The organism is Caldimonas tepidiphila (assembly GCF_003569765.1).
Classification (GTDB): Bacteria; Pseudomonadota; Gammaproteobacteria; order Burkholderiales; family Burkholderiaceae_C; genus Caldimonas; species Caldimonas tepidiphila.
The window spans coordinates 1-19,695 of record NZ_QXMG01000051.1 but is presented as its reverse complement, the minus strand read 5'-3'; the positions used below and the strand labels follow the sequence as shown (position 1 = coordinate 19,695).

The 19,695-nt window shown below is 69.2% G+C and carries 20 protein-coding genes; 11 read left to right on the top strand and 9 right to left on the bottom strand.

All coding sequences use genetic code 11. The annotated features are described in order from the left end of the window. The first annotated feature begins 18 nt into the window (after window positions 1-18). From D3A59_RS19910 to D3A59_RS19885, 6 genes are read left to right on the top strand one after another with little or no spacing between them, the layout of a single operon-like run. The gene (locus D3A59_RS19910) at window positions 19-1,020 is read left to right on the top strand and encodes a DODA-type extradiol aromatic ring-opening family dioxygenase (protein ID WP_119157077.1); all 1,002 of its coding nucleotides are present in this window, start codon (window positions 19-21) and stop codon (window positions 1,018-1,020) included. Between the two features lie 28 nt (window positions 1,021-1,048). Next, complete coding sequence (locus D3A59_RS19905; RefSeq protein ID WP_119157076.1) at window positions 1,049-1,729, top strand: RraA family protein; 681 nt, start codon at window positions 1,049-1,051, stop codon at window positions 1,727-1,729. Beyond that, complete coding sequence (locus tag D3A59_RS19900; RefSeq protein ID WP_119157075.1) at window positions 1,726-2,400, top strand: RraA family protein; 675 nt, start codon at window positions 1,726-1,728, stop codon at window positions 2,398-2,400. Before D3A59_RS19905 ends, D3A59_RS19900 begins: the two co-directional genes overlap by 4 nt. Continuing rightward, entirely contained in the window at window positions 2,397-3,059 is a 663-nt protein-coding gene (locus D3A59_RS19895) for a 4-carboxy-4-hydroxy-2-oxoadipate aldolase/oxaloacetate decarboxylase (RefSeq protein ID WP_119157074.1), read from the top strand. The genes D3A59_RS19900 and D3A59_RS19895 overlap by 4 nt, the downstream gene beginning before the upstream one ends. Window positions 3,060-3,071: 12 nt before the next feature. Then, a complete protein-coding gene (locus tag D3A59_RS19890; protein WP_240636139.1) occupies window positions 3,072-3,854 on the top strand; it encodes an enoyl-CoA hydratase/isomerase family protein in 783 nt (260 codons plus the stop codon). Beyond that, the gene (locus D3A59_RS19885) at window positions 3,844-4,290 is read left to right on the top strand and encodes a PaaI family thioesterase (protein WP_240636138.1); all 447 of its coding nucleotides are present in this window, start codon (window positions 3,844-3,846) and stop codon (window positions 4,288-4,290) included. Before D3A59_RS19890 ends, D3A59_RS19885 begins: the two co-directional genes overlap by 11 nt. A gap of 12 nt (window positions 4,291-4,302) precedes the next feature. On the opposite strand, the gene D3A59_RS19880 is transcribed toward D3A59_RS19885, so the two are convergent. From D3A59_RS19880 to mhpA, 8 genes are all read right to left on the bottom strand, one after another. Then, the gene (locus D3A59_RS19880) at window positions 4,303-5,280 is read right to left on the bottom strand and encodes a Bug family tripartite tricarboxylate transporter substrate binding protein (protein ID WP_119157073.1); all 978 of its coding nucleotides are present in this window, start codon (window positions 5,278-5,280) and stop codon (window positions 4,303-4,305) included. Between the two features lie 103 nt (window positions 5,281-5,383). Beyond that, on the bottom strand, window positions 5,384-6,247 hold the full coding sequence (locus D3A59_RS19875) for an alpha/beta fold hydrolase (RefSeq protein ID WP_119157072.1): 864 nt from the start codon (window positions 6,245-6,247) through the stop codon (window positions 5,384-5,386). Between the two features lie 11 nt (window positions 6,248-6,258). After that, entirely contained in the window at window positions 6,259-7,287 is a 1,029-nt protein-coding gene (dmpG, locus tag D3A59_RS19870) for a 4-hydroxy-2-oxovalerate aldolase (RefSeq protein WP_119157071.1), read from the bottom strand. 11 nt (window positions 7,288-7,298) lie between these two features. Further along, the gene (locus D3A59_RS19865) at window positions 7,299-8,240 is read right to left on the bottom strand and encodes an acetaldehyde dehydrogenase (acetylating) (protein WP_119157070.1); all 942 of its coding nucleotides are present in this window, start codon (window positions 8,238-8,240) and stop codon (window positions 7,299-7,301) included. A 17-nt stretch (window positions 8,241-8,257) separates the two neighbouring features. Further along, window positions 8,258-9,232 (bottom strand): Bug family tripartite tricarboxylate transporter substrate binding protein, encoded by a 975-nt coding sequence (locus D3A59_RS19860; RefSeq protein WP_205665233.1) that lies wholly within the window; start codon window positions 9,230-9,232, stop codon window positions 8,258-8,260. Between the two features lie 45 nt (window positions 9,233-9,277). Next, on the bottom strand, window positions 9,278-10,072 hold the full coding sequence (gene mhpD / locus D3A59_RS19855; RefSeq protein ID WP_119157068.1) for a 2-keto-4-pentenoate hydratase: 795 nt from the start codon (window positions 10,070-10,072) through the stop codon (window positions 9,278-9,280). A gap of 14 nt (window positions 10,073-10,086) precedes the next feature. Beyond that, window positions 10,087-11,040, bottom strand: coding sequence for a 3-carboxyethylcatechol 2,3-dioxygenase (locus D3A59_RS19850; protein ID WP_119157067.1), 954 nt, complete (start codon window positions 11,038-11,040; stop codon window positions 10,087-10,089). After that, entirely contained in the window at window positions 11,037-12,833 is a 1,797-nt protein-coding gene (gene mhpA / locus D3A59_RS19845) for a bifunctional 3-(3-hydroxy-phenyl)propionate/3-hydroxycinnamic acid hydroxylase MhpA (RefSeq protein WP_119157066.1), read from the bottom strand. Before mhpA ends, D3A59_RS19850 begins: the two co-directional genes overlap by 4 nt. 132 nt (window positions 12,834-12,965) lie before the next feature. On the opposite strand from mhpA, the gene D3A59_RS19840 reads away from it, so the two are divergent. Beyond that, complete coding sequence (locus D3A59_RS19840) at window positions 12,966-13,781, top strand: DNA-binding transcriptional regulator (RefSeq protein ID WP_119157065.1); 816 nt, start codon at window positions 12,966-12,968, stop codon at window positions 13,779-13,781. Between the two features lie 128 nt (window positions 13,782-13,909). Here D3A59_RS19840 and D3A59_RS19835 read toward each other — a convergent pair whose 3' ends face one another. Beyond that, window positions 13,910-14,806 carry a LysR family transcriptional regulator gene (locus D3A59_RS19835; protein ID WP_119157064.1) on the bottom strand — a complete coding sequence of 299 codons (897 nt, stop codon included), beginning with the start codon at window positions 14,804-14,806 and terminating at the stop codon, window positions 13,910-13,912. Between the two features lie 112 nt (window positions 14,807-14,918). On the opposite strand from D3A59_RS19835, the gene D3A59_RS19830 reads away from it, so the two are divergent. The 4 genes from D3A59_RS19830 to D3A59_RS19815 form a co-directional block, all read left to right on the top strand. Continuing rightward, the gene (locus tag D3A59_RS19830; protein ID WP_119157063.1) at window positions 14,919-16,223 is read left to right on the top strand and encodes a sulfatase family protein; all 1,305 of its coding nucleotides are present in this window, start codon (window positions 14,919-14,921) and stop codon (window positions 16,221-16,223) included. A gap of 23 nt (window positions 16,224-16,246) precedes the next feature. Continuing rightward, window positions 16,247-17,206 carry a tripartite tricarboxylate transporter substrate-binding protein gene (locus D3A59_RS19825; protein ID WP_119157062.1) on the top strand — a complete coding sequence of 320 codons (960 nt, stop codon included), beginning with the start codon at window positions 16,247-16,249 and terminating at the stop codon, window positions 17,204-17,206. A gap of 32 nt (window positions 17,207-17,238) precedes the next feature. After that, window positions 17,239-19,044 carry a SulP family inorganic anion transporter gene (locus D3A59_RS19820; protein ID WP_119157061.1) on the top strand — a complete coding sequence of 602 codons (1,806 nt, stop codon included), beginning with the start codon at window positions 17,239-17,241 and terminating at the stop codon, window positions 19,042-19,044. Window positions 19,045-19,207: 163 nt separating this feature from the next. Beyond that, window positions 19,208-19,695, top strand: a 488-nt coding sequence (locus tag D3A59_RS19815; RefSeq protein ID WP_119157060.1) for an aldehyde dehydrogenase family protein, incomplete at its 3' end; no start/stop codon positions are given.

Genomic DNA, 19,695 nt, shown 5'->3' with positions numbered 1-19,695 from the left:
TTCGAAGGACCCTATCTCATGGCACGACTGGTCGCCGCGTTCGGCTCCTCCCACAGCATCATGCTGGTCTCGCGGCGCGAGGACTGGCAGCACGGCTTTCGCGTGATCGACACGAAGAACGCCCATTACTACGACAAACAGGGCAACAGGACGGATTACGAAGCCCTGCTGGCCGCTGCGCCGCCCGGCAGCGAGGCGCTGGCCTCGCCCGAGAAGCTGGGCGAGCGCTACGACGCCGCCGAGGCGGCGATGGACGAGGTCGGCCGGCGCGTCCGGAAGGCGCGGCTGGACGTGCTGCTGATCGTTGGCGACGACCAGACCGAGCTGTTCCGCACCAGCAACAACCCGGCCGTCGCCCTCTATTACGGCCCCACCATCCGCAACACCGCGCGCGAGCCGGCCTCGCCGTCGGACAACTGGGTCAAGTCAGCGCGCATGCGGCGCCACGAGCCAGAAGTGGACCGCGAGTACCCGGTGCGCGCGGATTTGGCCGAGTGGCTGATCCGGCGCCTGTGTGAGCGCGATTTCGACATCGCGGCCATGGACGGCCTGGAGCGCGGGCAGTCCGAGGGGCATGCTTTTCAGTTCATCCACCGCCGCATCCTCAAGGGCGCCGAGCTCCCGGTTATCCCGGTGATTCTCAATACCTTCGATCCGCCCAACCAGCCTACGCCACGGCGCTGCGTGGCGCTAGGCCGCGCGCTGCGCGAACTGATCGCACAGTGGCCGCAGGACCTGCGCGTGGGCGTGATTGCTTCCGGCGGCCTGAGCCACTTCGTGGTGGACGAGGAACTGGACCAACGCGTGCTGCGGGCGATCCGCGACAAGGACAGCGAGGCCCTGGCCCGCTTTGATCCCAGGCAGTTGCAGGCCGGCAGCTCCGAGATCCGCAACTGGCTGGTGGTGGGCGAGATGGCCCGCGAGCTGGACCTGGAATGGGTCGAGTACATCCCGGGCTACCGCAGCCCGGCGCTGACCGGCACCGGGCTGGCCTTCGCCGCATGGAAGACCCTGGACTGACACACGCGAGAGACAAAGGAGATACCGCATGACCAATCCCCACGTGCAACGCTTGCGCCGGCTCGATGCCTGCGCGGTGTCCGACGCGCTGGACAAGCTGGGCCTGCCCGGCGCCATCACCGGCTTACCGCAACGCAGCGGCGCCGGCCGTATCGCCGGCCGGGCTGTGACCATGAAGGTGGGCCCCGGCCAGCCGCCGCCCGGCCCGCCCCGGCACCTGGGCTGCACCGCCATCGAGGTCGCCGGCCCCGAGGACGTGATCGTCGTCGAGCAGCGCAGCGGCGTGGAGGCCGGCTGCTGGGGGGGCCTGCTCACGCTGGGCGCCAAGGTGCGCGGCGTCGCCGGCGTGGTGGCCGATGGCCCGCTGCGCGACGTGGACGAGGCCATTGCCTACGAATTCCCGGTGTTCAGCCGCAGCCTGAGCTCGCGCACCGCGCGCGGCCGGGTGGTGGAGCTGGGCACGCAGGTGCCGGTGGTAATCGGCGCCGCTCCCGAGGCCGGCGGCCAGATGACGGTGTGCCCGGGCGACTATGTGTTGGCCGACCGCAGCGCGGTCATCGTCATTGCAGCCGCCGACATCGAGCGCGTGCTGGAGACGGCCGAGTTGATCGCCGGGCGCGAGGCGGCGATGGCCAAGGCCATCTTGGCAGGCACGCCCATTGGCGAGGTGATGGGCGGCAACTACGAACACATGCTGGAGAACAAATGAATCCGACCGACAACGTGCAGGACGTCAACGTCGCACGTGCCGCGAAGCTGGACACCGCGACCCTGAGCGATGCGCTCGACAAGCTCGGCATCGCCGGCCAGTGTTACCGCATCAAGCCGCGCGACAGCGGTTTCCGCATGGCCGGCCGCGCCTGGACCCTGCTGTACGGCCCATCGGGCAAGCCTTCGGGCACGGTGGGCGACTACATCGACGACGTGCCGCCCGGCAGCGTGATCGTGCTGGACAACGGAGGCCGCGATAACGCCACTGTGTGGGGCGACATCCTCACCGAGATTGCCCATCGCCGTGGCATCGCGGGCACCCTGATCGATGGTGTGTGCCGTGACACGCACCTGTGCCTGTCGCTGGGCTACCCGGTTTTCAGCAAGGACCACTGGATGCGCACCGGCAAGGACCGGGTGCAGGTCGAGGCCACTGGCGTGCCGGTGAACATCGGCGACGCGCGGGTGGCGCCCGGTGACATTGTCAAGGGGGACGCCGATGGCGCCGTCGTGATCCCTAGGGAGCACGAGGCCCAGGTGCTGGACACGGCTGAAGCGATCGAAGCCGCCGAGGACCGCATCCGCCAAGCCGTGCGTGGTGGCATGCGCCTGGACGAGGCGCGCAAGCAATTCAAGTACCACCAGCTGCAAACGCGCGAGGCTACATGAACCGGATCGACCCTGCCCTGACTACTCGAGCTGATTTCGAGCGCCTGCCGCCTGCGCTGGTGGACGCCGCGGCGGCGCTGCCCACCGCGACGTTGCACGAGGCCGGCGGGAAGGTGGGCGCACTGCCCTCGGCCATCAAGCCGGTGGGTGCCGCGATGCGCGCCTGCGGGTCGGCGCTGACAGTGCACTCACCGCCCGGCGATAACCTGTGGCTGCACCGGGCGCTGGCGGTGGCGCGGCCGGACGATGTGCTGGTGGTGCACGTGGGCGGCGCCTTCGAGCACGGGTACTGGGGCGAGATCATGAGCACCATGGCGCAGGCCCGAGGCCTGGCCGGTCTGGTCATCGACGGTTGCGTGCGCGACGGCATACTGCTGCAGGAGATTGGTTTTCCCGTCTTCTCGCGCGGGCTGTGCATCCGCGGCACCGGCAAGGACTACGGCGCCACGGGCTGGATCGGCGCGCCGGTGCTGGTGGGTAACGTCACGGTCCATGCCGGCGATCTGGTGGCAGCCGACGGCGACGGCGTGTGCGTGCTGCCGCGGCAGCAGGCCGCAGCCATCGTGGACCGCGCCCAGCGGCGCGAGGCCGAGGAGGCCGCGATCTTGCAGCGACTGCGCGCGGGCGAGAGCACCATGCAGGTTTACGGTTTTCGTTGACGGAGTAACGGCGTGAGCAACAGCAAGTCCCCCGGGCTGCCGCCCGAGCTGGCCCTGGACGGCCGCATCGCCACCATTACGCTGCGCCGCCCGGAGGTGGGCAACCGGCTGGAACTGGAGGACCTGGCGTTGTTGCGCGAGCAACTGTGCCTGGTGAACGATCGTAAAGAGGTGTTGGTGCTGCGCCTGCGGGGACAGGGCCGCCACTTCTGCAGCGGCTTTAACCTAGCGCAGGCCGCGTCGGAGGGCGCAGTGGCCACCGCCGGCGCTTCGTTCGAGGCGCTGGCCAGCGAGATCGAGCGGGTGCGCCCGGTCACCATCGCCGCCATCAACGGCGGCTTTCACGGCGGCGCCACCGACCTGGCACTGGCCTGCGACTTCCGCATCGGCGTGACCGGGGCGCGCATGTTCGTGCCCGCAGCGCAGATCGGCCTCGTGTTCTACCGCGGCGGCCTGGAGCGCTACGTGCGCCGTCTGGGCCTGGGCCCCGCCAAGCGGGTGCTGCTGGCCGCGGAGGAACTCGACGCCCGACAGATGCTGGACTGCGGTTTTCTGGATGAGGTGGTGGAACCCGAAGCGCTGGAGGCGGCCGTTACGGCTCTCAGCGAGCGCTTGGCCGGCATGGCGCCGCTGGCGCTGCTGCCGATGAAGCGGCACCTAGACGCCATCGCGGCCGGCACGCTCGACGCGGCGACGCTGGCCCGCGACATCGCCCGTGCCGACGCCTCCCAGGACCAGCGCGAGGGCGTGGCCGCCCGTCTGCAGAAACGCCCCCCCGAGTTCCATGGCCACTGACACCCTTTTCCCCCTGGCAGGCGACAGCTACTTCGCCCGACTGAGCCGCGGCGAGGCAACGCCGCCCCCGGTGAGCACCACGCTGGGCGGTTGCATCGTCAACGTAGATCTGGAGGCCGGCGTGCTGGAGTCCGACTACCGCGCGGGCGAGGCCTTTCTCAACCCGGCCGGGCAGGTGCAGGGCGGCATGCTGGGCGCGATGCTCGACGACGTGACGGCCTTTCTCGTCACCGCCACGCTGGGCGCGGGCGAGCACTGCGCCACGCTGGACCTGCATCTGTCGTTCCTGCGCCCGGCGCACGCCGGCGGGCTGCGTGGGTGCGCGCGCATCGTGCGCCGCGGCCGCGACGTCTGTCACGTCGCCGGCGAGCTGGTGCAGGACGGGCGGCTGGTGGCCACCGCCACGGCGACCTGCATGGTCGTGCGCAGTCGCTGACCCCAGCTACGGCTACTCCGCGTCGATGCCTGCCGCCTTCACCAGCCGGCTCCTCTGGACCAGTTCTGCGGCCACCAGTTCTGCCAGTGCCTGGGGCGTTCCCCCCGCGGGCATCTGGCCGGCCTGCAGCAGTGCCGTACGGATGTCCTCGCGTCCCAGCACCTGATTCACTGCGGCGTTGAGCCGTGCCTGCTGTGGGGTCGGCAGTTCGGCCGGGGCGAAGAGCGCCAGCCAGCCGCCCAGCGCGTAGCCGGGCAGCGTCTCGGCCATCGTGGGCAGCTGGGGCAGGGCGTCCAGGCGCTTGGAACCGGTCGTGGCTAGCGCGCGCACGTGGCCGCGCTGCATGTGTGGCAGCACGGTGGCTAGGCTGGCGAACAGCACCTGGATGTTGCCGCCGAGGAGGTCCGTCAGCGCGGGAGCGCCTCCCTTGTAGGGCACATGCACCAGGTCGAGGCCTGCCCGCTCGTTGAGCAGCGCGCCCGCTAAGTGGTAGGGCGTGCCGATGCCCGAGCTGCCGAAGCTCAGCTCGCGCGGGTGGGCGCGGACGTGGCGCAGCAACTCGTCCACAGTGCGCACCGGCAGCGAGGGGTGCACTACCAGCACGATCGGGTTGAACGCCACCAGTGCGACCGGCGTGAAGTGCCGCACCGGATCGTAGGGGAAGCTGCGCGCCAAGTGGAGATTGGTTGCGTGCGTGGCGTCGTTGCCCAGCACCAGCGTCAGTCCGTCCGGTGCGGCCTTGGCCACCATGTCGGCGCCTAGCGTGCCGCCGGCGCCGGCTCGGTTGTCCACCACGATGGGCTGCGCCAAGGCCTGGGTCAGCGGCCGCTCCAGCGTTCGTGCGAGCTGATCGGCGGCGGCGCCCGGCGCATAGGGCACCACCAAGCGCAGCGGCCGTGCGGTGGCCATGGGCTGGGCCTGGACGGCAGTCCCTGCAAGCGCGGCCAGCCAGGTCGCGAAGCCGCGGCGGGACATCAGTCTTGTCTCCATCGTCGTCTCCTCCTCTTTTTTGTGATTGCCGCAACAGATGCGCCTCCGGACCGCCGCAGGGCCGCGGGCGCGGAGGCGCAGGCCAGGGTTGCAGGGACGCGTGTCAGTGCGTCAGAAAATCCACCACCATGCGGTTGAACTTCTCCGCGTGCTCCCACTGCGCCCAATGGCCGCAGCGGCTGAACACGTGCAGCTCCGCGTTCTGCAGCCCGGCCACCAGGCGCAGGCCCACGTCCAGCGGCACGAAGCGGTCGTCGCGGCCCCAGATCACCAGCGCCGGCGCGGCGATCTCGCCCAGGCGGTGACCGACATCGGGAAACTGCTTCGGGTTTGCCTCGCTGCTCTTGACGAAATTCTCCAGGTGGTCACGACGCGTGAGCATGTTGTCCAGCCGCGCCTGGAACAGCTCCTCGGTAAGCGCGCTCGTGTCATACACGAACACGTTCATCATGCGCTTGAGGTTCTCGATGGTGGGCTGGCGGTAGAGGGCGCCGATGAGCTTGATGCCCTCGGTGGGCATGGGCACGAAGGCGCTCACGCCGCCGGTGCCGCCGCCCATGAGCACGAGCTTGCCCACGCGCTGCGGGTTGGCCAGCGCGAAGGCCACCGCGCTGTGCCCGCCCATCGAGTTGCCGATAAGGTGGACCTTGCCCAGGCCGAGGGCGTCCATCAGGCCCTTGAGGGCGCGGGCGTTGAGCTCGGAGCGCGAGCCGGTGCACACGATCGGATCGCTCTTGCTCCAGCCCGGACAGTCCATGAGGATCACACGGTAGCCAGCCGCCACCAGGGGCTCGACGTTGCGATTGAAATTGGCCCAGCCGCTGGCTCCGGGGCCCGAGCCGTGCAGCATGACGACGGTTTCAGACCCGCTGCCGCAGTCGTTGTAGTGCAGCCGCAGGTCGAGGTCGCCCTCCAGGATGCGGACGAAACGGCTGGTGGCGGCTTCGGTGAGGATTGCGTTGCTCATCGATGGTCCCTTTAGGCTTGGGTATTTGCAGCGTCGCGCTTGCGCAGCAGGTCGAGCGCCACGTCCACGATCATGTCTTCCTGGCCGCCGACCATGCGCCGGCGGCCCAACTCCACCAGGATGTCCACGGTGGGCAGGCCGTACTTCTTCGCCGCGGCTTCCGAGTGACGCAGGAAGCTGGAATACACGCCGGCATAGCCCAGCGCCAGCGTCTCGCGGTCCACGCGCACCGGGCGGTCCTGCAGCGGCCGCACGATGTCGTCGGCGGCGTCCATCAGCCGCATCAGGTCCGTGCCGTGGTTCCACCCTAGGCGCTCGGCCGCAGCGATGAACACTTCCAGCGGTGCGTTGCCCGCGCCCGCGCCCATGCCGGCAAGACTTGCGTCGATGCGGTCGCAACCTTCTTCCACCGCGACGATGGAGTTGGCCACGCCCAGGCTCAGGTTGTGGTGAGCGTGCATGCCGGTCTGCGTCTCGGGCTTGAGCACATCCTTGAAGGCACGGAAGCGGTCGCGCACGTCCTGCATGCCCAAGGCGCCGCCCGAGTCCACGACGTAGCAGCAGGTCGCCCCATAGCCCTCCATCAGCTTGGCCTGTTCGGCCAGCTTCTGCGGCGTGGTCATGTGGCTCATCATCAGGAAACCGACGGCCTCCATCCCGAGGTGGCGGGCGTACTCGATGTGCTGCTTCGAGATGTCAGCTTCGGTGCAGTGCGTGGCCACGCGCACGATGCGCGCGCCGGCGTCATAGGCAGCCTTGAGGTCGTGCACGGTGCCGATGCCCGGCAGCAGCAGCGTGGCGATCTTGGCATGCTTGACCACGCTGGCCACGGCCTCGATCCACTCCACGTCTGTGTGGGCGCCGAAGCCGTAGTTGAAACTGCCGCCTTGCAGGCCGTCACCATGGGCGACCTCGATGGAGTCCACCTTGGCGTCATCAAGCGCCTTGGAGATCTGCTTGGCCTGCGCGACCGAGTACTGGTGACGGATGGCGTGGCTGCCGTCGCGCAGCGTGACGTCGGAGATATAGAGCTTTTTCATGCGGGGCTCCTTCAGGCGGTCAGCGGCTGCAGCAGCTGTTCTGCCATGGCTTCGGCCGTGCGCAGTGCGGCGCTGGTCATAATGTCGAGGTTGCCGGCGTAGGCGGGCAGGTAGTGCGCGGCGCCTTCGACCTCCAGGAAGACGGAGGTCTTGAGGCCCGCGATACGGCCTACGCCTGGGATCAGGATCGGCTGCTCGATGCGGTCGAACTGCACCTGCTGCTTGAGGCGGTAGCCCGGCACGTAGGTCTGCACGTCGGCGGCCATGCGCGCCACGGAGGTGGCGATAGCATCCTCGTCGGCGAAGTCGCTGAGCGTGTACACCGTGTCACGCATGATCAGTGGCGGCTCGGCCGGGTTGAGCACGATGATGGCCTTGCCCTTGGCTGCACCCCCAACCTGCTCGATGGCGCGCGAGGTGGTCTCGGTGAACTCGTCGATGTTGGCGCGCGTGCCCGGCCCCGCGCTCTTGCTGGCGATGGAGGCGACGATCTCGCCGTAGTGCACCTTCGCCACCCGGCTCACGGCCGCCACCATCGGGATGGTGGCTTGGCCGCCGCAGGTGACCATGTTGACGTTAGGCGCGTTCAAGTGCTGCTCGCCGTTGACCACCGGGATGCAGTACGGGCCGATCGCCGCGGGCGTAAGGTCCACCAAGCGGATGCCGGGTTTCACGCCGCGCAGGAAGGCGTCGTTTTTCACGTGCGCCGAGGCGCTGGTGGCATCGAAGACGATGTCGATGTCCGCGAACACCGGCAGTCGGGTCAGGCCTTCGACACCCTCGTGCGTGGTCGCCACGCCCAAACGCGCGGCGCGGGCCAAGCCGTCGGAAGCGGCATCGATGCCCACCATCGCCACGACCTCGATATGGCGGCCGTGGCGCAGGATCTTGATCATCAGGTCCGTGCCGATATTGCCGCTGCCAATGATCGCGGCCTTGAGTTTCTGGCTCATGGGAGTAGTTCCTTTGCTCAATCTACGGAGGCGCCGCTGCTCTTGACAAGAGCGCCCCAGCGCGTGATCTCGTCCTTCATAAAGCTGCCAAAGGCCTGCGGGGTGGAGGGGATGGGCTGCAGGCCCTGATCGGTGAAGCGCTTGACGACGTCGGGGCTCTGCAGAGCCTTGACTAGCGACTCGTTGAGCCTGGCAACCACCGGCTCCGGCGTGCCGGCCTTGACCACGGCGCCGAACCACACTGCAGCGTCCACGCCGGAAATGCCCAACTCGGCCAGCGTGCGCACCTCGGGCAGCTGCGCGGCGCGCTTCGGGGAGGCAATGGCCAGCGGCTTGAGCCTGCCGCCGGCGATCAGCGGCGAGGTGGTGATGACCGGGTCGAACATCATGTCCAACTGGCCGCCCATGAGATCCTGCAGCGCGGGCGCCGATCCCTTGTAGGCCACGTGGGCGAACTGGCCGCTGGTCTTGCCGCGGAAGAGCTCGCCCAGCAGGTGGCCGATGGAGCCCACGCCCTGCGAGGCGAAGTGCAGCTCCTTCTTCTTGCCGGCGGCCACTAGCTCAGCCACGGAGTTCACCGGGCTGTCCTTGGGCACCACTAGCACCAGCGGAGAGGAGATCAGCGTCGTGACCGGCTGGAAGTCCTTGACCGGGTCGTAGCTGAACTTGCGGAACAGCCTCGGGTTGATCGCGAACATCTCGGTCGCGCCGATGAACAGCGTGTGGCCGTCGGCCTCGGCCGCCTTGACGGCCTGCGCGGCGATCTGGCCGCCGGCGCCAGGCTTGTTGTCGACCACAACGGTCTTGCCCAAATGGTCCTGCATCTTGCCCGCGAGCACGCGCGCGATCTGGTCAGTGACGCCACCGGCCGGGAAGGGCACGACGATGGTGACGGTCCTGCTGGGAAAGGGCTGCGCAGCGGCAGGGCCGGCCAGCGCCATCAGGGCGGCACCAGCGAGGGCACCCAGGGACCGGCGACGGGTGGTGTTCATTGCAAGGGTCTTTCTGAAAAACGGGGTGTTACGGGAGAGAAACGATCAGGCCGCGGCAAAGCGCGCACGCACGCTGCCGACGCCGTCAATGCGGGCTTCAAAACGGTCGCCCGGCTGCACGGCCACCATGGGGCCAAGGGCGCCGGTGAGAACCAGGTCGCCGGCAAGCAGCGGCTGGCCGAGGCTGGCGAGCTTGCGTGCCAGCCACACTGCCGCGTTGAGCGGGTGGCCCAGGCAGGCCGCGCCGCTGCCACTGGAGACGGTTCCGCCATCGCCGCGGGTCATCGCCATCGCGCATAGCTTGAGGTCCAGCCCGTCGAGCTTGGTCGGCACGCCGCCCAGTACCACCAGGCCGCTGGAGGCGTTGTCGGCCACGGTATCGGTGAAGCGGATGTTCCAGCCGGCGATGCGGCTGCCCACGACCTCAATGGCTGGCAGCACGTAGGCAGTGGCGTTGATGAGCTCCACCAGCGTGGTGTCGGCTGCGGGCAGGTCGCGCTCCAGCACCAGCGCAACTTCGGCCTCGACCTTGGGCTGCAGCGTGCGCTCGAGCGGGATTTCCTCGTCGTCGCCATAGAGCATGTCGGCGAAGAGGGTGCCGAAGTCGGGCTGATCCACGCCCAGCTGCTTCTGCACTGCGGGGGAGGTCAAACCGATCTTGCGGCCGACGATGCGCTTGCCCTGCGCCAGGGCGTATTCGACGTTGGCCTGCTGGATGGCGTAGGCGATGCGCTCGGCGTCGGCACCGCTGCCAATCTCTTCGCGGAGGTGCTCGATTGGCTCGCGCTGGGCCTCGGCTTGGCGCAGCCGCTGCGCCCACTGTTCAATAAGGGAATCCATGCTGTCTCCTTGTTTCAATCGTGCAGGAACATCACGCCGAAACCGGCGATGTATTCAGGAATGGCCTGGTAGTGGCGCAGCGTGCAGGGCAGCACGCGCTCGGTGGGCAACGCGCTGCGCGCCACCAGCCAGGTCTTGGACTCGTGGGCGGACAGGCCCGCCTCGCGTTCGATGCTGGCCTCGTCCATCGTGCACAGGGCGTCCAGCGCCGCGCCGCCGGTTGCAAGCGCCTCCATCCAGCTACGGTCCCAGCCGGGGTTGAGGGGCTTCATCGAGGAGTCGCCCGCGGCCAGCGCTCGGCCCGCGGCCATGACGCGCTGCGTCTTGGCGTCGCGCTCGGCCGGGGTGGGCTCGCGCTTGAAGGTGATGCGCTCGCGCACCGCCGGGTCGGGGTGGGCCAGCGTGGGCACCGGCGGCTCGTGCGACAGCCCGCCCGAGCCGATGAGCAGCGTGCGCCGCGGCAGCCCGTCGAGGAAACGGCCGATGGCCGCACCGAGCTGCCGGCAGCGGTGCAGGCGCGGAATGCCGGGCTGGGCCACGGCGTTGAGAAAGACCGGCAGCACCGGCGGCGTGTCCAAGCTGCCCCACAGCATCTGCAGCGCCTGCGCGAAGCCGTGGTCCACCACCATGCGGCGCGAAATAGCAATGTCGAAGTCCTCGTCCATCAGCTGTGTCGCCAGCGCGAGGGCTGCGTCGCCGTCCACATGCAGCTCGCCCGGGGGGGTGAGGTAGTCGCCCACCGAGCGCGCCGCGGTGCCGATGCATAGCGGCGGCATCAGCTCGTTGAAGAAGCCGTTGTAGTGGTCGGGCGCGATTAGCACGACCAGTTCCGGCGCGAACGCCATCACCTGTGCGCGGGCCTCGGCCAGCGCGGCCTGCAGCGGCTGCTCGACCGTGGCGGCGACGGGATTGATCCCCATTAGCGGCGTGTGTGACAGGCCGAGGAAGGCGCGTTGCTTACTGCTCATGCGGCAGCCTCCGCGAGTTCGGGGTGTTGGGCCTTGCCTGGTTGTGCTGTCAACGACACCAGCGGCATCGCCATCACCGCGGCCAGTGCACGGGTGGTATCGTCCACCTGCTGCGGTGTGCAGGTGGCGGCGACGAAGCGGTCGGGTCGCATGAACACCACTGAGTTCGGCTGCTGCGCAAACCAGGCCTTGAGCCGGTTGCCGAGGTCGCCGATAGCGATAACGCCGGGGCGCTCGTCGTCGCGGTGGGTCATCTGCACCGTAGGCTTGACGGTGATGAAGCGCGCGCCCAGCCGCTCCCAGAAGGCGCGGGCCTCGGGGCTCATACCGTGCGTGGGATCGGTGCCCCAGGCCAAGATGGCGAAGTTCAGCCCGACCAGGTCGTCGAGCAGCCGCGTCTGGCCGTCCTCGCACAGCACGCGTGGCTGGATGAACATGCGACCCACCGGGGTGCCCTCGTCGATCTGGCGGCCGTGTACGAGGCGGTGCAGCATGCTGCCCTCCTTCTCGGCCATCAAGCCCAGCAGCCGGCCCAACGCAGAGCCGCCTGATCGCTCCAGAAGCCGCGCCAGCAGACCCTGTGCCGGCACGGGGGCCGCCGCCAGCACGGCGCCCTGACGGTAGCGCGGCATGGGCTTGAAGCGCATTTCCACGAAGTAGCGCTTGACCGATGGGAAGCCGCCAAGGATGCGGGTCAGGCCGTCACGCAGCGTCGACCCCAGGCGGGTGGCGGGCGAGAAGATGTCGCCCGCAACTTCCGACAGGTGGATCATCGAGCGCGCATGGCTGCGCCGCTCCTGCCCGTAGCTGTCCAGCAGCGCCTCGCCGGCCAGGCCCTTGGCCACGTGAGCCAGCTTCCACGCCAAGTTGCTCGCGTCGCGCAGGCCGCTGTTGTAGCCCTGGCCCTGCCACACCGGCATGATGTGCGCTGCGTCGCCAGCCAGCAGCACGCGCTGCACGCGGAAGGTCACGGCTAGCCGAGCGTTGTGCGTGTAGACGCGCTTGCGAATGTAGTCAAGCTTGTCGGGCTCGGCCACCACCTTGCGCATCAGGCGCGCCATGTTCTCGGGCTTGCTGAGTTCCTCCTCCGTCTCGCCGGGCATCACCATGAACTCGAAGCGCCGGATGCCGTGTGGCAGCGCTGCGGAGACGTAGGGGCGCTCGGGGTCGCAGTGCATGTAGATGTGGGGCGTGCCCAACGGGTCGTTGCGCACGTCAATCACGATCCACTGGTTGGGCTTGGTGCGGCCTTCGAAGGCCACGTCCAGGCTGCGGCGGATGAAGCTGTTGCCGCCGTCGCAGGCCACCAGCCAGCGGCCGCGCACACGGCGCATCTTGCCCTGCGCGCCCTGGAGTTGCAGTGTCACGCCGGCCTCGTCCTGAGCCAGGGACGCCACCTCGTGGCTGAACAGCACCTGCACGTGCGGGAAGCGCGCGAGGCCGCGGTAGAGCAGGTGGTCGATCTGCGGCTGGATGAAGGCGTTGCGGCGCGACCAACCGAACTCGTCGGTGCGCGGGTCGATGTCGGCGAAGCAGCGCCCGCCTGCAGTGACGAAGCGCATGGCGTGGTCGGGCGTGATATGTGCTTGCACCTGCTCGGCTAAGCCGATGGCCTGCAGTGTGCGCAACGACTCGTCGTCAATGCCAATCGCGCGCGGGTAGTCGATGATGCTGTCAAGCTTCTCGATCACCAGCACGCGCACGCCGTAGAGGCCAAGCGTGTTGGCGATGGTCAGTCCGACCGGGCCGGCACCGACGATCAGCACGTCGGCGTCGAAGGGGGTTGAAGTCATGCGGTCTCCTGCGGGAGGGGCTGGGGCGGCGCTCTGCCGCGGTGACCGAACTGTCGTTGCGCTGGATCAAGTCGTAAACTGTGTGCACCTGGTGCACACTGCGCATCGGGTTAACCCTGATCAATGAAGGCCATGAACTTTTTTGCTGAAGAGGACGCGCCGGCGCCCTACAAGGAAGTGCGTGGCTTGGCGCGGGGGCTGACGCTGCTCAAGGCACTGAACCGGCTGCCCGGCGGCATCAGCTCGACCAGCGAACTCGCGCGCGCCTGCGGTTTGGACCGCACCACCACTAAGCGGTTGTTGGAGACGCTGCGCGCGCAGGGCTTCGTGCGCCAAGGCGAGCGCGAGGGGCAGTACTACCTAACCTTCGAGGTGCGGCGACTGAGTGAAGGCTTCGAGGACGAGGCCTGGGTGGCACGCATCGCCTCACCCGCGATGCAGGCTGCGGTGCGCGAGCTGGTATGGCCGTGCGACTTAGCCACGGCGGAGGCGGGCTTCATGGTGGTGCGCGAGTCCACCCACCGCTGGAGCGCGCTGTCGCAGCACCGGGCCATGATCGGGGAGCGGCTGCCGCTGCTGCAGACCGCGATCGGCCGTGCCTACCTGGCCTGGGCCGACGAGGCCGAGCGCGAGGCGCTGCTGGAGCTGCTGCGCCGGCGCGACGACCGGCTGGGCGAACTGGCACGCGACGCCGCCTTCGTGCGCCGGCTGCTACGGCAGACGCGCACGCGCGGTTACGCGGTCAACGAGGGCGAGTGGATCCGCGAGGCCGACTTCGCTGCCGTGGCGGTGCCGGTGCATGCGGGAGAGCGGCTGCTGGCCGCGCTCAACCTGGTGTTTCCGAAGGCGGCCGTCTCCGACCGGGAGTTGCGGCAGCGCTTCGTGCCCGCGCTGCAGCGCCTGGCCGACACCATCGGGCGCGGCAGCCGGGCGTGGGTAGAGAACTGATGTGAGCGGCACCGAAATCCGTTGTGTTCGAGATGGCGCCGGCGCTCCAGACGGCCGGTGGGATGTCGGGCGCAACCCAGCCTCTGCCCGGCAAGCCTTTGTTGCGCGCCACCAGCAGCCGGCGCGCCCTACCGGCTCAGCGCTTTGAGCGTTCGCAGCAGCGCCTGCAGCATCGGCGGCGGCGGCATGCGCCAGAAGGCGCAGACCTCGTAGCGGGGCAGGCCCTCGCGCAACGGCAACTGCACCAGCCCCGCCTGCTCGGGCTGGTGCAGCAGCGCCGCGTGCGGGAGCACGCACAGCAGTTCGCTGTGCGCGACCAAGTTCAGCAGAGCGGCGTAGTCGGTGCACTGGACCAGGATGCGCGGTGGGGGCCAGCCACGCACGCGGTACGCCTCCTCGATGGTGTGGCCTGCCGTGCCGACGCGGCCGGCCACGGCCCAGCCCGCCTGTGTGATCTGTTCCAGCGAGCGTGCCCGGGCCAGCGCATGGCCACGCCGCGCGACCACGAAGGGCGTCGCTGTGTGCAGCAACCGGTTGCCCAGGCCGCTGCCGCGCCAGCCGCGCGGACGCGGCACGATCGCCAAATCGAGTTCATCGCGCTCCAGCGCCACGAGTTGCTCCAGCGCCGGCCCGCCGGTGATGCGCAGCAGCCCCTGGGGCGCCACTTCCCGCCAGTGCCGCTCGATGGCCGGCGCATAAAGCAGGGCCGCCGCCGGCGCCATGCCCACGCGCAGGCGCAACTCTCCCGGTCCCGGTCCGGCGGCCTGTAGCGCGCTGCCACTGTCGCCCTGCAGCGCCTGCACCCCGCGTTGCAGTTCGTCGGCACGGCGCGCGGCCTCGATCGCCGCCGCGGTGGGCTGCTTGCGGCGCCCGTGCGACTCGAACAGCACGCACTCCATGCGCCGCTCCAGCGCCTGCATCGCCTGCGCGATAGCGCTCTGGCTCACGCCGGCGGCCCGTGCCGCCGCCGTCTGGCTGCCATGCTCGACCACGAGCCGCAGGTACCACAGGTGCCTCAGATACATAAGTCACGCTTATAACAAAAACTCTGAACCGGATTGTTCCCAGCGGCGAACCGGCTGACCATTTGAGCCAGCACAAGACCAACGGCACCGCACCGTGACAGGAGACAGCCCCTTGAGACGCCCCAACTTCCTCTTCATCCTGGCCGACGATCTTGGCTACGCCGACCTGGGCTGTACCGGTGCGCGTGCTCAGGTGTCCCCGAATCTGGATCGCATGGCGGCCGACGGGATGCTGTTCACGCACGGCTACGCCAACTCGCCGGTGTGCTCGCCCACACGCTTCGCCCTCATCACAGGGCGCTGGCAGTACCGGCTGCGCGGGGCGGCCGAGGAGCCCATGACCGGGCGCTTTCGCGGCGACAAGGTGGTCGGCCTGCCACCCGAACACCCCACACTGCCCTCGCTGCTGCGCGACGCCGGCTACCGCACCGCGCTGGTGGGCAAGTGGCACCTGGGCTACCCACCGCACTTCGGACCGCTCAAGAGCGGCTACCAGGAGTTCTTCGGCCCACTGTCGGGCGGCGTGGACTACTTCAGCTACACCAGCAGCGCCGGCACGCCAGACCTGTGGGACGGCGAAATCCCCGCCGGTGACCACGGCTACCTCACCGACGCGCTCAGCGACCGCGCCGTGCGCTTCATCGAGTCGGTTGAGGATGCACCCTTCCTGCTGAGCCTGCACTACACCGCGCCGCACTGGCCCTGGGAAACGCGCGAGGATCGGGCCGAGTCCGAGCGCATCGGCGGTCGCATCAGCCACCTGGATGGAGGTTCGCTGGCGACGTACCACCGCATGATTCAACAGATGGACGAGGGCATCGGCCGCGTACTGGCGGCGCTGGAGTCCAAGGGGCTGGCCGACGACACGCTGGTCGTCTTTACCAGCGACAACGGCGGCGAGCGCTTTTCGGACAACTGGCCCTTCGTGGGGCAGAAGATGGACCTGCTGGAGGGAGGCATCCGTGTACCGCTGATCGCGCGCTGGCCGGCGTGCATCCGTGCCGGCAGCACAACTGCCACGCCCGCGATCACCATGGACTGGTGCGCGACGATGCTGGCGGCGGCCGGCGTAGCTCCGCATCCAGAGTACCCACTCGACGGCATGAGCCTGCTGCCGCTGTTCGCCGACCCGGCCTGGGAGCCGCAACGCCGGCTCTACTGGCGCATGCTGCACCGGCAGCAGGCGGCGCTGCGCGACGGCCGCTGGAAGTACCTGGCTATGGACGGCCACGAGTACCTCTTCGACTTGGCCGCCGACGAGCGCGAGCGCGCCAATTTGGCGCAATGCCAGGCCCAGCGGCTCGCCAGCATGCGCGAGACCTGGGCCGAATGGAACGCCCGCCTGCCCGCGATCCCGCCTGATGCACGCGCCACGCTGGTGTTCAGCGACGCCGACATTCCCCGCCCCTCGCACTGACTCTGATACCAAGGATTCCCCACATGAATCGCAGACAGTTCCAACTCGGCGCACTGGCCACACTGCTGGCCCCGTTGGTGGCGTACGCACAAGCCGGCGCCACGAAGATCGTTGTCGGCTTCGCCCCCGGCGGCTCTGTGGACACCACGGCCAGGCTGGTGGCCGAGGGGCTGCAGCGTCAGCTCAGCCGCACCTTCATCGTGGACAACCGTGCCGGGGCCGGTGGCCGGCTCGCGCCCGAGCAGGTAGCCCGCGCCGCGCCCGACGGCCAGACGCTGATGTTGGTGCCGCACGGGCCGATGGCGCTGTTCCCGGCCCTGTATCGCAAGTTGCGTTACGACCCGGCGCGCGACTTCACTCCCATCGGGCAGGCGGTGGGCTACGACTATGCGTTGATCGCGCATCCATCAATGCAACTCCCCAATGCACAGGCGCTCAAGCGCTGGCTGGGTGGCGCCGGCACGCGCGCCAGCTATGGCTCTCCCGGTGCAGGCACGGTGCCGCACTTCCTCGGCGTTTCGGTGGCGCGCGCGCTGGATGTGCCCATGACGCATGTGCCGTACCGTGGCGCTGCACCGGCGATGGTGGACGTGGTGGGTGGTGTCATCCCGCTGGCGTTCGCGCCCACCGCCGACGCTGCGGAGCTGGCGCAGGCCGGCAAGGTGCGGATCCTGGCCACCAGTGGCGCGCGCCGCGGCAGCGCCACGCCACGTACACCGACGTTCAAGGAATACGGCATCGACGTGGAACTGGCTGGCTGGTTTGCGCTCTACGGGCCGGCCGGGATGGCCAAAGCCCAGACGGAAGAACTCCAGCAGGCGCTGGCGGCCGTACTGGCCACGCCAACGCTGCGTGAGCGGCTGGCTCGCCTGAGCCTGGAGGCCGCCGCCAGCACCCCAGCCCAACTCGCCGCACTGCAGCAGCGTGAACAGGCGTTCTGGACCCCGCTGGTCCAGGCAAGCGGGTTCACGCCGGACGATTGACCCCCTGCCCCAGACACAAACGACCGCGCGCGATGTCCCCGTTACCCCTGCCTGCCGGAAGGCATTTCAGCGGCCAGAGCCTGCGTGCGGACCTGCTGGCCGGCCTGCTGGGCGCCGTGCTGGTGCTGCCGCAGGGCATCGCCTTCGCCACGCTGGCCGGCATGCCGCCCCAGTACGGGCTGTACGCGGCCGTGGTGCCCTGCATCGTGGCGGCGCTCTGCGGCTCCAGCCGCCACGTGGTGTCCGGACCGACCAACGCCAACTCGCTGGCGCTGTTTGCCATGCTCGCGCCGCTGGCGGTCGTGGGCAGCCCCGCCTACATCGAGCTGGCACTCGCGGTGACGGTGCTAGTGGGGCTGCTGCAGTTCGCCACCGGCGCGCTGCGCCTGGGTTCGATTGCCAATTTCATTTCGCCCACCGCGCTGCTGGGCTTCACGGGCGGGGCGGCGATGCTGATCGCCGTGCACGCGCTCAAGGAAGCGCTGGCGCTGGACATCCCCGCCGGCCAGGGGGCAGCCGCCGTCATGGCCGCTGCACTCACGCACGCGCCGCACCCGGGCGCGCTGCTGGTTGCGCTCGCAACGCTGGCCTGCGCGGCCGCGCTGCGGCGCTGGCGCCCGCGCTCGCCCTTCATGCTCGCGGCGCTGGCGCTGGGCACGCTGGTAGCCTGGGCGCTGTCGGCCTGGGCGCCGCCGGCCTGGCATGTGCGGCTGCTCGGTCCCCTGCCCTCGCCGCTGCCGCCGTTCCACGTGCCCAGCGTGGCGCTGGAGCAGCTGCCGCAGCTGCTGGGCATCGCCGCGGCGCTCACCGTGGTGGCGCTGGCGCAGTCCATCGCGATTGCCAAGGCCGTGGGCGAGCGCGCCGGCCAGCGCATCGACGCCAACCGCGAGTTCCTCGGCCAGGGTCTGGCCAACCTGGCCGGCGGCTTCTTCTCCAGCTACGTTTCCTGCGGCTCGCTCAACCGCTCGATGCCCAATCTGGAAGCCGGCGCGCGCACGCCGCTGGCCGCCGTCTTCTCCGCGCTGCTGCTGGTGCCGTTGGTGGCGCTGTCCGCGCCGCTGCTGGCGCGCATCCCGATGGCCGCCATCGCCGGGCTGCTGGTACTGGTGGGCTGGACGCTACTCAACCTCCCGCGCTGGCGCCAGCTTGCACGCGCCAGCCGGCAGGAACTGGCCGTGGCTGCGATCACCTTCCTCGCCACGCTCACCGTGCGGCTGGAGATTGCCGTGCTCATCGGCAGCGCGCTGTCGCTGGGCTTATACCTGCACCGCAGTTCGCGCCCGGCCATGCGCAGCATGGGTTTCGACAACCGCGAGCCCGACCGGCCCTTTGTCGTGGTGGAGGACACGCCCGGCGCACTGCCCGAGTGCCCGCAACTGAAGCTGCTGCGCATGGAGGGCTCGGTCTATTTCGGCGCCACCGCGCATGTCTCCGACCGGCTGCAGGCGTTGCGCGAGCAACCAGCCCCGCAGCGCCACCTGCTGGTGATGGCCAAGAGCATGAACTTCATCGACGTGGCCGGCTCGCAGCTGTGGCGGCAGGAGCTGCGCGCACACCGCTCCTTGGGCGGTGACCTCTACTTCCACCGCCCGCGCCCGGCCGTGCTGGCGCAGTGGCAGCGCGACGGCTTTCTCGACGAGCTGGGCCCAGACCACGTCTTCCGCGACAAGCGCAGTGCGATCGGGAGCATCTACCGCCGCCTGGATCCGGTCGTCTGCGTAGGCTGCCAGAGGCGGCTGTTCCAGGAATGTGTGTCGGAGCCTGTGGAAAAGCTGTCGGACAGCAGGCCCGTGGAGCAGCGTACCAAGCTTCCTGCCATGAGTGCCGCGGTAATTTGATGACCCCCGTAGATGGACCCTGCGTAGTCAAGAACCCAGCATTTGTTTTGTGTCCCAAGCAACGCAACGGTCCGCTGTTGGCCGAAACCTGCCTTTCCAGCGGCATGCAAATCTACGCCTTGCACCACAAGGGCTAGCTTGATGTTGGACAGGATCAAGCGCGGTGCCGGTGGGGCGGCTGCTCGCCGAGCAGTCGGGCCGGCACCTCAAGCGCATCACGCTGGAGCTGGGCGGCCATGCACCGGTGCTGATCTGCGCTGATGCGGACCTGGACCGCGCGGTGCCGATGCTCGTTGCGCAGAAGTTCCGCAACGCGGGGCAGGCCTGCCTCGCGCCGACGCGCTTCTACGTGCAGCGCCGGCTCTACGGCGCCTTCCTGGACACCTTCACGGCGGCCGCGACAGGGCTAAAGCTCGGCGCCGGCCTGCAGCCCGGCACGCAGATGGGGCCGGTCGCCAGCGGGCGCCGGCAGGAGGCGGTGCAGTCGCTGGTGTCCCGAACGGTGGCGGCGGGTGCGCGGCAGCTCACCGGCTTCGACGCGGACGACGGCGGCTGCTTCGTCGCGCCGACGCTGCTGGCCGACGTCCCGTCCGACGCGCCGGCCATGCAGGAGGAGCCCTTCGGGCCGCTGGCCTGCGCGGTGCCCTTCGA